General features: G+C 67.3%; 19 protein-coding genes and 1 other RNA gene. 12 read left to right on the forward strand and 8 right to left on the reverse strand.

Annotated elements, in window-relative coordinates; translation table 11 throughout:
* Positions 1-280: 280 nt before the first annotated feature.
* Complete coding sequence (locus tag C9E82_RS09815) at positions 281-439, reverse strand: YodC family protein (protein ID WP_119897413.1); 159 nt, start codon at positions 437-439, stop codon at positions 281-283.
* Entirely contained in the window at positions 436-630 is a 195-nt protein-coding gene (locus C9E82_RS24085; RefSeq protein ID WP_147393053.1) for a hypothetical protein, read from the reverse strand. The genes C9E82_RS09815 and C9E82_RS24085 overlap by 4 nt, the downstream gene beginning before the upstream one ends.
* 121 nt (positions 631-751) lie before the next feature.
* Here C9E82_RS24085 and C9E82_RS09820 point away from each other — a divergent pair, with 121 nt between their 5' ends.
* The 4 genes from C9E82_RS09820 to C9E82_RS09835 all read left to right on the forward strand — a co-directional run bounded on the left by C9E82_RS09820 (position 752) and on the right by C9E82_RS09835 (position 2,822).
* The gene (locus tag C9E82_RS09820) at positions 752-910 is read left to right on the forward strand and encodes a hypothetical protein (protein ID WP_240643478.1); all 159 of its coding nucleotides are present in this window, start codon (positions 752-754) and stop codon (positions 908-910) included.
* Positions 907-1,233 carry a helix-turn-helix domain-containing protein gene (locus C9E82_RS09825; RefSeq protein WP_119897411.1) on the forward strand — a complete coding sequence of 109 codons (327 nt, stop codon included), beginning with the start codon at positions 907-909 and terminating at the stop codon, positions 1,231-1,233. Before C9E82_RS09820 ends, C9E82_RS09825 begins: the two co-directional genes overlap by 4 nt.
* A gap of 271 nt (positions 1,234-1,504) precedes the next feature.
* A complete protein-coding gene (locus C9E82_RS09830) occupies positions 1,505-1,747 on the forward strand; it encodes a helix-turn-helix transcriptional regulator (RefSeq protein WP_119897410.1) in 243 nt (80 codons plus the stop codon).
* A gap of 19 nt (positions 1,748-1,766) precedes the next feature.
* Entirely contained in the window at positions 1,767-2,822 is a 1,056-nt protein-coding gene (locus tag C9E82_RS09835) for a tyrosine-type recombinase/integrase (protein ID WP_244936011.1), read from the forward strand.
* A 27-nt stretch (positions 2,823-2,849) separates the two neighbouring features.
* On the opposite strand, the gene ssrA is transcribed toward C9E82_RS09835, so the two are convergent.
* From ssrA to C9E82_RS09850, 3 genes are all read right to left on the reverse strand, one after another.
* Positions 2,850-3,203: a transfer-messenger RNA gene (ssrA, locus tag C9E82_RS09840) on the reverse strand.
* A 3-nt stretch (positions 3,204-3,206) separates the two neighbouring features.
* Positions 3,207-3,665, reverse strand: coding sequence for a PaaI family thioesterase (locus C9E82_RS09845; RefSeq protein WP_205962147.1), 459 nt, complete (start codon positions 3,663-3,665; stop codon positions 3,207-3,209).
* A gap of 75 nt (positions 3,666-3,740) precedes the next feature.
* A complete protein-coding gene (locus C9E82_RS09850; RefSeq protein WP_119897408.1) occupies positions 3,741-4,763 on the reverse strand; it encodes a zinc ABC transporter substrate-binding protein in 1,023 nt (340 codons plus the stop codon).
* A 60-nt stretch (positions 4,764-4,823) separates the two neighbouring features.
* Here C9E82_RS09850 and C9E82_RS09855 point away from each other — a divergent pair, with 60 nt between their 5' ends.
* Together C9E82_RS09855 and C9E82_RS09860 are read left to right on the forward strand one after the other, a co-directional pair.
* Positions 4,824-5,681: an ATP-binding cassette domain-containing protein gene (locus C9E82_RS09855; RefSeq protein ID WP_240643476.1), complete on the forward strand. Its 858-nt coding sequence runs from the start codon at positions 4,824-4,826 to the stop codon at positions 5,679-5,681.
* Positions 5,674-6,468 carry a metal ABC transporter permease gene (locus tag C9E82_RS09860; RefSeq protein WP_119897407.1) on the forward strand — a complete coding sequence of 265 codons (795 nt, stop codon included), beginning with the start codon at positions 5,674-5,676 and terminating at the stop codon, positions 6,466-6,468. The genes C9E82_RS09855 and C9E82_RS09860 overlap by 8 nt, the downstream gene beginning before the upstream one ends.
* A 3-nt stretch (positions 6,469-6,471) precedes the next feature.
* Here the strand turns inward: C9E82_RS09860 and C9E82_RS09865 are convergent, their stop codons facing one another.
* The gene (locus C9E82_RS09865) at positions 6,472-6,987 is read right to left on the reverse strand and encodes a hypothetical protein (protein WP_119897406.1); all 516 of its coding nucleotides are present in this window, start codon (positions 6,985-6,987) and stop codon (positions 6,472-6,474) included.
* Between the two features lie 254 nt (positions 6,988-7,241).
* On the opposite strand from C9E82_RS09865, the gene C9E82_RS09870 reads away from it, so the two are divergent.
* The 6 genes from C9E82_RS09870 (at position 7,242) to C9E82_RS09895 (ending at position 12,101) form a co-directional block, all read left to right on the forward strand.
* Positions 7,242-8,159: a manganese-dependent inorganic pyrophosphatase gene (locus C9E82_RS09870; protein WP_119897405.1), complete on the forward strand. Its 918-nt coding sequence runs from the start codon at positions 7,242-7,244 to the stop codon at positions 8,157-8,159.
* Complete coding sequence (locus tag C9E82_RS09875; RefSeq protein WP_119897404.1) at positions 8,159-9,028, forward strand: TIGR01459 family HAD-type hydrolase; 870 nt, start codon at positions 8,159-8,161, stop codon at positions 9,026-9,028. Before C9E82_RS09870 ends, C9E82_RS09875 begins: the two co-directional genes overlap by 1 nt.
* 193 nt (positions 9,029-9,221) lie before the next feature.
* Complete coding sequence (locus C9E82_RS09880) at positions 9,222-9,665, forward strand: MaoC family dehydratase (protein ID WP_119897429.1); 444 nt, start codon at positions 9,222-9,224, stop codon at positions 9,663-9,665.
* A gap of 29 nt (positions 9,666-9,694) precedes the next feature.
* Entirely contained in the window at positions 9,695-10,624 is a 930-nt protein-coding gene (locus C9E82_RS09885) for a bifunctional riboflavin kinase/FAD synthetase (protein WP_119897403.1), read from the forward strand.
* A complete protein-coding gene (locus C9E82_RS09890) occupies positions 10,624-11,064 on the forward strand; it encodes a YcgN family cysteine cluster protein (RefSeq protein WP_119897402.1) in 441 nt (146 codons plus the stop codon). The genes C9E82_RS09885 and C9E82_RS09890 overlap by 1 nt, the downstream gene beginning before the upstream one ends.
* The gene (locus C9E82_RS09895) at positions 11,061-12,101 is read left to right on the forward strand and encodes a threonine aldolase family protein (protein WP_119897401.1); all 1,041 of its coding nucleotides are present in this window, start codon (positions 11,061-11,063) and stop codon (positions 12,099-12,101) included. The genes C9E82_RS09890 and C9E82_RS09895 overlap by 4 nt, the downstream gene beginning before the upstream one ends.
* Before the next feature lie 3 nt (positions 12,102-12,104).
* Here C9E82_RS09895 and C9E82_RS09900 read toward each other — a convergent pair whose 3' ends face one another.
* Both C9E82_RS09900 and C9E82_RS09905 read right to left on the reverse strand, forming a co-directional pair.
* Positions 12,105-12,575, reverse strand: a complete 471-nt coding sequence (locus C9E82_RS09900) for a CinA family protein (protein ID WP_119897400.1) — start codon at positions 12,573-12,575, stop codon at positions 12,105-12,107.
* A 27-nt stretch (positions 12,576-12,602) separates the two neighbouring features.
* Positions 12,603-13,100, reverse strand: a complete 498-nt coding sequence (locus C9E82_RS09905) for a phosphatidylglycerophosphatase A family protein (protein ID WP_119897399.1) — start codon at positions 13,098-13,100, stop codon at positions 12,603-12,605.
* Between the last annotated feature and the right edge of the window lie 4 nt (positions 13,101-13,104).

Consider the following 13,104-nt stretch of genomic DNA (forward strand, 5'->3'; position numbering starts at 1 on the left):
CGTCCTGCCAGATGAAGGCTTGGCGTGCTCGCAAGTGAACCGCGATGCGCATTCCCATCCCTGCCGCGCAGCCAAGCGGCGAAGCATAGGGCCTGATCGCGCCCTGCGGTAATCCGTGAAGCGATTGGGGTTAGACGGTGAGTGCCCGGCTTGTCTGAGCCATAACCCCGTCATGGCGCGGCTCGCATTCCTTCCGGGCGTGGCGCAGGTCAGCACGGCGAAACCGGGGCTGACATGGCCGGGGTGTTGGCGCGCCCCGGCCTATTCGGCTGTCCATTCGTTAGACAGGCGCGAGCTGTTCAACTGCAAACTTGGCGCCTTTAACATCTGCTCCTGCGAACCATTCGCAATAAGCTTCTCCATTTTCTACCCATCTGACGGTCATTTTAGGGCCGCCCGATCTCAACTGAACGACGATTCCGGTATTGATATTGCTCATTTTTGACCTTTCACTTTCTCAAGGATATGCCTGATCATTTCAGGCCGCGTTGGCTCTGGTTTCACCTTCGCCCGTTCAGCATCGACCCAGGCCAATAGGTCAGGTTGCAGGCGAACCTGCACCGGCGTTCCCTTCCCAATCGCAGGACGGCCTCTCTTTTGTGGTTGCATTTTTTCTGTTGCATCAGTCATGGATTTAGGCAACCATAAAAGACGAGCCGGGACAAGTGCTGGTAACACTTCCCGGCCCTAACCGAAACACGATCTGTTAGGAGGATCGCGAATGGCTGTTCATTGCCATAGCACAGGCGCTTTGCCTGTCACCAGACTTCACGAAATCCACGACTGCCTGACCCTCGCCCTGGACGCAACCGAGCGCCCGACCGGCTACAGCCAGTCCGAACGCGAGGCACGCTCTTATGTCCGCGCCGCGCTGCGCCAGATCATCAAGTTGATGGAGGCGGAGGCATGACCGCGCATTTTCACTTCGTCACAGCGCAGGACGTTGACGCCGCCCAGGAGATTCATGCTCCCCGTGCGACTGTCAAGGCCATCGTGCAGGAGCTGGCCGCCGCCACTGGCGTTACGGCCGACCAGATCACTGGGAAGTCCCGAAAAGCCGAAATCGTCCGCGTTCGCCAAATCGTTTGCTTCATCGCTCGACAGAAGGGGATGACCTATCAGCAGATCGGGCGGGTCTTGAACCGGGATCACACGACCATCGTTGCGGCGGTGAAGAGGGAAGCGGCCCGGCGTCACAGCACAATTCATAGTCCGTCATGCTCGGAAAGTTAATCTCCCAGCGTGCAATGTGCCTATCAAATAGGGACAGGAAAAAGCGAGATTTTCAAGTGAAATCAGCGCTTTTACTCAATTACCCACGCTTAGGCCACCAAGTATAGTTTACGACGCCAAGGCCCAAGCCTTAGTTTGGATAAGTAAGCCGGAGCGGCATCGTCGCCAAACTACCCCGCCCCGGCCCTAGACTGAAACCAACGAGGAATCAGACATGCTTAATCATAGCACTATTTCCGGGGGCCATGTTATCCCCCTTGAGGGCTGAGCAATGGCCCGCCGTCCTGTGGCGGGGGATCGCCCCCCTGCCTATCCCGACAAGGCCGCGCTGGCGGCTGAACTGTGCATCAGCGAATCGACCGTTGATGAATGGGTGAGGCGTGGCGTTCTTCCGAGGCCGATCCGTGCGGGTTCGTCCGTCCGCTGGTCCTGGGCCGAGGTTGTGGCGCGGCTGAACGGCCTTGCTGCCCCCCAAGCCGATCCCTTCATGGCGGGGATTTCCAATGTCGCGTAGGATCAAGCTGCCGAGATCCGTGCATTGGGTCACGTCCAAGGGCAAGGATTATTTCTATTATCAGGAGGGCAGGGGGACCGCCCATGCCGGGCCGCGCATCCGTCTGCCCGATGATCCCCATTCACCCGCGTTCTGGGCCGCGGTTCAGCAGGCGCAGGGCATCAACGATGCCGTTCCGACCGACACAATCGGAGGCCTCATCGACGCCTATGTCGCTGCCTGGCCCGGCCTGCCGCGCAAACTGGCGCCCTCGACGCAGGCGCATTACCTCAGGTATCTGAAGCGGGTCCGCATGGCATGGGGTAGCTTGCGGGCCGAGGATCTTCGGCCGAAGCATGTCCAGGCGCTGATGGAGAAGATCGGGGCCGAGAAGCCCGCTTCCGCGAACAACATCCTGGATGCGCTCAAGGCCATGTGCAATTGGGCGCGCGGCCCGCGCGAGCTGCTGCATCATGACCCGACGCATGGCGTCGTGAAGTTCACGGGCGGCGAAGGCTTCAAGCCGTGGACGCCGGCGCAGCTGCAATGTGCCGATGACAATTTCACCGGGGCATTGCGGCGGGCGTATGTGCTGGGGCGCTATACCGGCCAGCGGGTGTCCGATGTGATCCGGCTCGGCTGGAACGATGTTGACGGTGATGTGATCCCGCTGCGTCAGAAAAAAAGCGGCGCCTTCCCCGTCTGTCCGATCTTGCCGGAACTCGAACAGGAAATGCGGACGTGGGAAAAGCGGCCCGGCCCGTTCCTGTTGCAAGAGCGCGGCCGCAATGCCGGGAAGCCGTTCACCACCAACCAGCTGTGGAAGGTCTTCAACGAGGTGCGGGCTGATCTTCCCGAGCTTGAAGGCGCCGTCTGGCACGGGCTGCGGGCGAATGCCTGTATCCGTCACCGGCTGGAAGGAAAGACCGCGATGCAGATCAGCGACATGGTTGGCCTGTCCGTCGAAATGGTCGAACGCTACTGCCGTCATGCCGACCGCAAGGCGGTCGCGCAGGCGACCGTGAGGGAACTTCGTGAACGTCAAAACAGCGGGAATGTAAAACCGCTGAAAAATTTACAGCAGAAGGGCAAGTAAATCAGATGCTTAATGCTGATGTGGAAAAGTGCAGGATTCTGTTGCCAGGCTCCTGCGGGCCCCGCCTTACGCTGCTAGGCGCAAGGGCTTAGGTTTCGATAACTCGAACTGCTTACGCAGCCAGAGCCACCGGAGCACGGTTGTCGTTGGCAACTGTACATTTTGCACCGATAACGGTGGTAGCTCACCGGGACAAAGCAAACCCCTTTAGACGTTCGTCGATCCTGTTTCGGCCCCATGTTCCCCCAACGAAGGTGAATGGTGGAGCCGCCGGGTACCGCCCCCGGGTCCGATCCGCTTATTACGAGCGCGTTTATGTCCATAGTCCGGCTTGCACCGGACAGGGTGAATATAGGGCGCCGGCCGGGGCACCGCAAGCGCCGCTCAGTCTTTCGCGCCCTGGTCGGGGCGGCCGTGCATGCAGATCAGGGTCTGCAGCCCCGTCGCCACATGGACGCGCGCCTCGCCGACGCCCCAGACATCCAGCTGGCAGATGGTCAGCGTCCGCCCCGGCTTGACGACGCGGCCCACCGCCTCCAGCCACTCGCCCCGCGCCGGGTTGATCAGGTTCAGCTTGAATTCGACCGTCAGGACCGAGCTGTCCTCGGGAAACAGCGTATAGCCCGCATAGCCCCCGGCGCTGTCGGCGATCGAGGCGGTGCCGCCGGCATGGAAGAACCCGTGCTGCTGGGTCAGTTCCGGCCGGAAGGGCAGGCGAATCACCACCTCGCCCCGCCGGATCGCGGCCAGCTCGGCCCCCAGGTGCCGCATCAGCCCCTGCCGCTCGAAACTGTCGCGGATGCGGTCCTGCACCGATTGCTCCAGCGGATCGCCAATCGTCATCTGCCCCTCCTTCCCGTTGTCGCGGGCAGTCTGGCAGGGCGGACGGCGGGGGCAAACGTGACCTTGCGTCACCGGCTATTGCAGGCAGGCGACCAGGCTGTCGGCCATCTCGGTCAGCAGCTGCGGATAGAGCTGTGTGCCGGGCTGCAGGGCGGACCCCAGCGGGTCCATGGTGCCGATCCGCGCCTCGGTTCCGCGAAACACCGTGTCGATCAGGCCGGGATTGAATTGCGGCTCGGCGAAGGCGCAGGTCACGCCCAGCTCAGCCACCTTCCGCTGGATCTCGGCGATTCGCGCCGGGCTGGGATCCGAGGCATCCGCCAGCGAGATCGAGCCGGCCGCCGTCACGCCGAAGCGAGTCTCGAAATACTGGTAGGCATCGTGGAAGACCACGAAGGGCGCCGCGCGCACGGGGGCCAGCGCGGCCTCGATCTGGCCGCTCAGCGCGTCCAGCTCGGCCTGGCCGGCGGCGGCATTGGCGGCATAGGTCTCGGCGTTTTCCGGGTCGAGCCCGGCCAGCCGCTCGGCGATCACCCCCAGCCACAGCCGGGCATTCTGCGGGTCCAGCCAGGCGTGGGGGTCATGGCCGTGATGGTCGTGGCCATCGCCGTCGTCATGCGCGTGGTCGTGGTCGTGCCCATCATCCTCGTGCCCATGATCCTCATGCCCGTCGCCCTCGTGGTCATGATCCTCCTCGTCGTGCCCATGCGCCTCGAAGGTCGCGCCTTCGCGGAACTCCAGCACCGTCGTCCCCTCGGCCTCGAGCAGTTCCAGCGATTCGGCCTTGCCCGCCAGCGTCGCCACCGGACCGGCCAGCCAGGGGGTCAGGTCTTCCCCGATCCAGACCACCAGGTCGGCATTCTGCAGCATCCGCGCCTCGGACGGGCGCATCGAATGGCCATGCGGAGAGGCGCCGGGCGGCAGGATCAGCCCAGGATCGCCGACGCCCTCCATGACCCGCGCGACCAGCGAATGGACCGGCGCGATGTCCACGGCGACCGAGGGCACCTCGGCGCTGGCGGCGGCGGCGAGGATCAGGGGCAGGGCGGTGGCGGGGACGAAAATGCGCATGGTGGCCTCGATGTTATGATGTAACATTGCCTGCCTTATAGCATTATACTATCACATATCAATATCGGATCAGAGGCGGAACGACTCATGGCGATGACGGGCATGGCGGCGACGGGCATGGTTGTGACGGACGGGGCGGCAGGCGGCGCGCTTGCGGGCCGCGCGGCTGCAAGAGAGGCGGTCGCCGGACCGCTGTTCCGCATCGAGGACCTGGCGGTGCGGCTGGGCGGCAACACGATCCTGCGCGATGTCGGCCTGTCGCTGGCGCCGGGCGAGATCGTCACCGTGGTCGGCCCCAACGGTTCGGGCAAGTCGACGCTGCTGAAGGTGGTGATCGGCGCGCAGCGGCCCAGCCAGGGGAAGCTGTGGCGGCGGCCGGGGCTGCGCATCGGCTATGTGCCGCAGCGGCTGCATATCGACCCGACCCTGCCCATGACCGTGGGCCGGTTCCTCGGCCTGCCGCGGCGCGTTGCTCCGGCCGCGGCGGCCGAGGCGCTGGAACAGGCGGGCGTCGGCCAGCTGGCCGGGCGGCAGATGGACGGGCTGTCGGGCGGGCAGTTCCAGCGGGTGCTGCTGGCCCGCGCGCTGCTGGCGCGGCCCGACCTCTTGATCCTGGACGAGGCGACGCAGGGGCTGGACCAGCCCGGCGCGGCCGCCTTCTATCTGCGCATCGAGGAGGTCCGCCAGCGCCTGGGCTGCGCGGTGCTGATGGTCAGCCACGACCTGCATGTGGTGATGAGCGCCAGCGACCGGGTGATCTGTCTGAACGGCCATATCTGCTGCGAGGGCGCGCCGGCCCATGTCGCCTCGGCCCCCGAATACCGGGCCTTGTTCGGCGAGGGCACGCAGGGCGCGCTGGCGCTGTATCGCCACCACCATCACGGCCACAGCCACGATCACGACCATGACCACAAGCATTGCTGCGGCGGGGACGAGGATGCTTGACGATTTCCTGCTGCGCGCGGCGCTGGCCGGCCTGGGCGTGGCGATCGCCGCCGCGCCGCTTGGCTGTTTCGTGGTCTGGCGGCGGATGGCCTATTTCGGCGACGCGACCGCCCATGCGGCGGTGCTGGGGGTGGCGATCGCGCTGGCGCTGTCGGTCTCGGTCTTCCTGGGCGTGCTGGCGGTGGCGCTGGCCATGGCGCTGACGGTATCGGGCTTGGGCGGGCGCGGCTATGCGATGGACACGCTGCTGGGCGTGCTGGCCCATTCGGCGCTGGCCTTCGGGCTGGTCGCGGCCTCGTTCCTGTCGGGGGTGCGGGTCGACCTGATGGCCTATCTGTTCGGCGACATCCTGGCGGTCACGCCCGCCGACCTGGCGGTGATCTGGGGCGGTGCGGCGCTGGTCCTGGCGATGCTGGGCTGGCGCTGGTCGGCGCTGCTGACGGCGACGCTGAACCCGGACCTGGCCACGGCCGCCGATATCGACCCGCGGCGCGAGCAGATGGTGCTGACCCTGGCGCTGGCCATCGTCGTCGCGGTGGCGATCAAGGTGGTCGGCGCGCTGCTGATCTCGGCCATGCTGATCATCCCCGCCGCCGCCGCCCGTCCCTTCAGCCGCACGCCCGAGACGATGGCGCTGCTGGCCGGGCTGATCGGCGGCGCCGCGGCGCTGGCGGGGCTGGGCGCGTCCTGGCGGCTGGACACGCCGACCGGCCCGACCATCGTCTGCATCGCGGCGCTGGCCTTCCTGGCCGCCAGCCTGTTCTCGGCGCTGCGTGCGCGGCGCTGACGTTCAGTGCAGCCCCGCCGCCGCGGCCATCGGCTGCGGGTCCCGGTCCAGCAGCAGCCCCGCCAGGCGGCGCATCTCGGCCAGAAGCGGGTCGGCGTCATGGCCCTCGCACAGGATCAGCGCGTGGCCGTAGGCCTCGCTCAGCCGGCCATGGGCCATGCCGCGGAAGGCGCCGATGAAATGCCGCTCGGATTCGCCGATCACCTCGGCGCAATGCGGGCAGTCGGGATTCGAGAAATGGAAGCAGCTGCGCCGCGCCTCGCGCATCCGCTGCACCGATTGCAGGACCGAGATCGCGATGCGGGGGCCGTCCTCTGCGCCGAAGAACCGCGCGGCATGGTCGAAGGCGGCCAGCCAGCCCTCGGTCTCGGGGCGCGCGAAGCTTTGGAAGAAATGGCGCGCGACGGTCAGGACGGCGGCCTCGGTCGGCTGCAGCCGCGGCAGGCGCTGATCCGGCGCGCCGGGCCGGTGATGCCTGTGCCCCGTCATCTGCCGCACCCGCCCGCCATACAGATGCATTCCTGCGCCAATGTCATTCCCGACCTCCTGTCATCGCCCTGCCGCCCGGCGGCATTGTCGGCTGGCACAAGAGGGGTGAGGAAAGCTGGCTCGGTCCAATTTCTGACAAAAACACCATGAAATATCAAGAGGCGAAAAACGCGGCGAATCCGGGCTTTCCGGCATCGTCATCGGACCGTCATGCGGGGCCGCGTGGACATCAGCGGGGCGCGCGCCTATAACGCCCGCGAATTCCGAACCCGCAGAGGCGCATCATGATCAAGGTATTCGGCCACACCTCCCCCGACACCGATTCGACCGGCTCGCCCATCATCTGGGCCTGGTATCTGAACGAGGTCCGCAAGACGCCCGCCAAGGCCGTGCTGCAGGGCGAACCCAATACCGAAGCCGCCTGGATGCTGGACCGCTGGAAGCTGGACAAGCCCGAGATCATCGGCGACCTGGCCGCGGGCGAGCAATGCGTGATCGTGGACACCAACAACCCGGCCGAGCTGCCCGCCTCGATCCACGAGGCCGAGGTGATCGAGATCATCGACCACCACCTGCTGGCCGGCGGCATCAAGACCCGCACGCCGATCAACATCACCGTCCGCCCGCTGGCCTGCACCGCGACGATCATGCACGACCTGATCGGCGAGGACATGGACCGCGCTCCCGAAGGGATCAAGGGCGCGATGCTGACCTGCATCCTGTCGGACACGCTGGAATTCCGCAGCCCGACCACCACGCCCCATGATCGCGCCGTGGCCGAGAAGCTGGCCGCCGACCTGGGCGTCAACATCACCGATTTCGCGGCCGAGATGTTCGCGGCGAAATCCGATGTCAGCGCCTTCAGCGACGAGGCGCTGCTGCGCATGGACAGCAAGGAATACGAACTGGGCGGCAAGCAGCTGCGGATCTCGGTGCTGGAGACCACCGCGCCGCAGGTGCTGCTGGACCGCAAGCCGGCGCTGATGGCCGCCATGCCCGCCGTCGCCGCCGCCGATGGCGCCGACGAGGTGCTGCTGTTCATCATCGACATCCTGCGCGAGGAAGCCACGCTCCTGGTGCCCAACGACTTCGTGCGCCAGGTGGCCGAAAAGAGCTTCGGCGCCACGGTCTCGGGCGACAGCGTCGTGCTGCCCGGCATCATGAGCCGCAAGAAGCAGATCATCCCGGCGCTGGCCGCCTGATGACCCGCATCATCGAGCGCCTGTCGCAGATCGGCACGCAATATGACGCGCTGTTCTGCGATCTCTGGGGCTGCTTGCATAACGGCAAGCAAGCCTATCCCGCCGCCGTGGCCGCGCTGCAATCCTTCCGGCAGGGGGGCGGCAAGGTCTGCCTGATGACCAATGCGCCGCGCCCGAACGCGCTGGTGATCGCGCAGCTGGACCGCATGGGCGTGCCGCGCGACGCCTGGGACCTGGTGGTCAGCTCGGGCGACGCGGCGCAGGACGCGATGTTCGCGGGCGCCGTGGGCCGCAAGGTCTGGCATGTCGGCCCCGAGAAGGACGACGGCTTCTTCACCCTGGTCCCGCCGGAATGGGCCGATGCCGCGCCGATCACCCGCGTCGCGCTGGAGGACGCCGAGGGCATCGTCTGCACCGGCCCCTTCGACGAGCTGACCGAGGCCCCCGAGGATTACCGCGCCCGCTTCCTGCTGGCCCGGCAGATGGGTCTGCCGATGCTCTGCGCCAATCCCGACATCGTCGTCGACATGGGCGAGACGCGGATCTATTGCGCCGGCGCGCTGGCCGAATTCTACGAGGACCAGGGCGGTTCGGCGCTGTATTTCGGCAAGCCGCATCCGCCGATCTATGAGCGCGCCCGGCGGCTGCTGGGCCTGGGCGAGGGCGCCCGCTACCTGGCCGTCGGCGACGGGATCAACACCGACATCCTGGGCGCCCGGCAGGAGGGGGTCGACGCGCTGTTCGTGACCGGCGGCCTGGCTGCCGATGCGATGGGGCCGGATGTCGAGAATCCCGACCCGGAACTGTTGCAGGAATGGCTGGCCACACGCCTTCAGGATCCCGAATACAGCATCGGCCGCCTGCGCTGATCGCCCGCCACGGAACCGCCCCGACGCCCGCATCGCCCGATGCGGGCGTCTTGCGTTCCGGGACTGCCCGCAAAAGCGGCAGGGTAAGAATGTTATACTTTTGTACCGGGATTGAGATATTTTCTTGCGTACCGGGTTTCATGCTGCTATGCAGCATCCGACAGCACATCGGCAAAGACCAATGGAACGCGACATGTTTGACAATCTTCCGCGCGGCACGATCGTCATCGAGGATCTCGAGGTCGGGATGACCCGCTACCTGCAGAAGCAGGTGACCGATCGCGATATCGAGCTGTTCGCCGAGGTCTCGACCGACCGCAATCCGGTGCATCTGGACGACGATTACGCGCAGGACACGATCTTCGAGGGGCGCATCGCCCATGGGATGCTGACCGCCGGGCTGATCTCGGCCGTGATCGGCGAGCAATTGCCGGGCCATGGCACCGTCTATCTGGGCCAGACGCTGAAATTCATGGCGCCCGTGCGTCCCGGCGACATGGTGCGCGCCGAAGTGACGGTCGAGGCGATCGAACATGCAAAACGCCGGGTGACGCTTGCAACCCGCTGCCTCGTCGGCGATACGGTCGTTCTGAAAGGCGAGGCGGTCGTTCTGGCGCCAAGCCGCAAGTTCGACTGACGGGGCGCGACCGGCCCCGAGGGGGCGCATTGCACATCCATCGCGATTGGACCGGACTGCCAGCCAGCGCCAGGGGCGCCAGCATCGCGCTGGGGAATTTCGACGGGGTGCATCTGGGCCATCGCGCGGTGATCGACGCCGCGCGGCAGGCGGCCGACGCGCCCCTGGGCGTGCTGACCTTCGAGCCCCATCCGCGCCAGTATTTCGCCCCCGACGCGCCGCCCTTCCGGCTGATGAATGCCGAATCGCGCGCCAACCGGCTGGCGCGGCTGGGGGTCCAGCAGCTTTACGAGCTGCCCTTCGGCCCGGTCCTGGCCGGCCTGTCGCCCGAGGCCTTCGCGCGCGAGGTGCTGGTCGAGGGGCTGGGCGTCGCCCATGTCACCGTCGGCCGCGACTTCTGCTTCGGCAAGGACCGCGCCGGCAGCGCCGCCACCCTGGCCGAGCTGGGCGGCGCGCTGGGTTTCGGCGTGACCGTCCAGCCGCTGATCGGCCACGAGGGGCGCGAATACAGCTCGACCGCGATCCGCCGCGCGCTGAGCGAGGGCCGGCCGCGCGACGCCGAGGCGATGCTGGGCCATTGGCACCGGATCGAGGGCGAGGTGATCCATGGCGACAAGCGCGGCCGCGATTTCGGCTGGCCCACGGCCAACATGCGGCTGGACGGGCTGCACCTGCCGCGGCTGGGCGTCTATGCGGTGCTGGTCGACGTGCTGACCGGGCCGGACCGGCTGTCCTGCCAGGGCGTGGCCAGCCTGGGCGTGCGGCCGATGTTCGGCAGGAATGCCCCCAACCTGGAGGTGCACCTGTTCGATTTCAGCGGTGATCTCTATGGCCAGCACATCTCGGTCGCGCTGGTGGACTTCCTGCGCGACGAGGCGAAGTTCAGCTCGGTCGAGACGCTGATCGCCCAGATCGCCGCCGATGCCGATCAGGCCCGCGCGGTGCTGGCGGGCGCCTGATGCGCGAACATTTCTGGGAGATGCCGCTGGACCGCCTGACCCCCGAGGAATGGGAGGCGCTGTGCGACGGCTGCGGCAAGTGCTGCCTGAACAAGATCGAATACGAGGATACGGGCGAGCTGGCCTTTACCCGCGTCGCCTGCCGGTTGCTGGACGGCGACAGCTGCCGTTGCAGCTCCTATGCGAACCGGCACAGCTTCGTGCCCGATTGCGTGGTGCTGACCCCCAAGAAGCTGAAGGAGATCGCCTGGTGGCTGCCCGCCACCTGCGCCTATCGGCTGCGGGCCGAGGGGCGGCCGCTCTATCCCTGGCACTACCTGATCTCGGGCGACCGCGAATCGGTCCATCGCGCCGGCGTCAGCGTGCGCGGCTGGACCGTCAGCGAGCTGGAGGTGACCGAGGAGGACTGGGAAGACCATATCGTCGAGGACCTGTCATGAATTTCGCCTCGGACAATGCCTGGGGGGCGCATCCCGCCGTGCTGGCGGCGCTGGCATCCTGCAACGAGGGCGCGATGATGGGCTATGGCGCCGATCCGGTCACCGCCCGCGCCGAATCCGCGATCCGCGAGCTGTTCCAGGCGCCCGATGCCGCAGTGCGCTTCGTTGCGACCGGGACGGCGGCGAATGCGCTGGTCTGCGCGCAGCTCTGCCCGCCTTACGGGCGGCTCTATTGCCACGAGGACGCGCATATCCAGACCAGCGAATGCGGCGCGCCGGAATTCTTCACCGGCGGCGCCAAGCTGGTGGCGCTGGCGGGCGAGGGCGGCCGGCTGCATCCCGATGCCCTGGCCGAGGCGATCCGCCGCGGCGCGGGCGGCGGGCTGAATGGCGGGCGGAACGGCATGGTCTCGATCACCAATGCGACCGAATGGGGCACGCTCTATTCGCCCCGGCAGGTGGCGGCGCTGGCCGAGCTGGCGCATGGGGCCGGGCTGGCGCTGCACATGGACGGCGCGCGCTTCGCCAATGCCGCGGCCGGGCTGGGCTGCGCGCCGGCCGAGCTGACATGGCGCGCGGGCGTCGACGTGCTGTGCTTCGGCGGCACCAAGAACGGCGCGATGGCGGCCGAGGCGGTGATCTTCTTCGACCCGGCCCGCGCCGAGGATTTCGATTACCGGCGCAAGCAGTCGGGCCATGTGTTTTCCAAGCAGCGCTTCCTGGCGGCGCAGATGCTGGCGCTGGTGGAAGACGGGCTGTGGCTGGAACTGGGCGCGCTGGCCAATGCCAAGGCCGCCCGGTTGGCCGAGGGCATCCTGGCCGCGCAGGGCGCGCTGTTGCAGCCCGTCCAGTCGAACGCGGTCTTCGCCGCGATCCCCACCGATGCCCATGCCCGGCTGCGGGCGGCAGGCGCGATCTATCACCTGTGGCCCGACAAGTCGGCCGAGGGGTTGGATCCGGTGCCGCTGCGGCTGGTGACGGCCTGGAACACGCCGGAGGACGCGGTGGCGCGGTTCTGCGAATTGCTGGCCGGCTAGGCGCTAGCCGCGCAGCGCGCTCAGCAGCAGGCGCAGCGCGTGATCGACCGTCGCGGCGCGCACCTGGTGGCGGCCGATGGCGCCGAATTCGACGGTTTCGGTCTCTACTCCGAAGGGCTGGGCGATGCCGAAGCAGACCCGGCCCTCGGGCTTGTGCTCGGAGCCGCCGGGCCCGGCGATGCCGGTGACGGAAACCGCCAGCCCCGCGCCCGAATGGCGCAATGCGCCCGCCGCCATCTCGGCTGCGACCGCTTCGCTGACGGCGCCGTGGGCGGCCAGGGTTTCGGCCCGCACGCCCAGCATCTGCTGCTTGGCGGCGTTGGAATAGGTGACGAAGCCGCGATCGAAGGCATCGGACGAGCCCGCCACCTCGGTCAGGGCGCCGGCGATCAGCCCGCCGGTGCAGCTTTCGGCGGTGGCGATCATCACCCCGCGGGCGCGGGCGGCCTCGAGGATTTCGGCGGCAAGGCTCATCTCAGCTATCCATGCGAAAGGGCGGGGTCACAGCATCGGCTGCAGGAGGCCATGATACAGCCCGGCGAGGATGACCGAAACCAGCCCGGCGAACAAGCCCGCCAGCAGGTCGTCCAGCATCAGCCCGGTCGCGTCGCCGCGCCGGTCGGCCCGGCCGATCACCCAGGGCTTCCAGATGTCGAAGAGCCGAAACAGCAGGAAGGGCACGACGAAGCCCGGCCAGGCATCGAGGATCGAGACCCCGTGGCGCCAGAGCGGGATGACCGTGAAGGACAAGGCCAGCCATTGCCCGGCGACCTCGTCGATGACGATCTCGGACGGGTCGGGATCGGCGGAGGTGGCCAGCACCCGCGGCACCGCCCAGAAGCCGAGGACCGTCGCCAGCACGAAGCCGAGCGGCACCAGTAGCGCCAGCCCGGCCTCATGGGCCAGCACCGCCAGCAGGACGGCGGCGGCCGAGCCCCAGGTGCCGGGCGCCGGGCGCAGATGGCCGATGCCGAAGAAGGTGCAGATCATGCGGTCCATGGCG

This window comes from Paracoccus sigandri, from assembly GCF_003709565.1.
In the GTDB taxonomy this organism is placed as follows: Bacteria; Pseudomonadota; Alphaproteobacteria; order Rhodobacterales; family Rhodobacteraceae; genus Paracoccus; species Paracoccus siganidrum.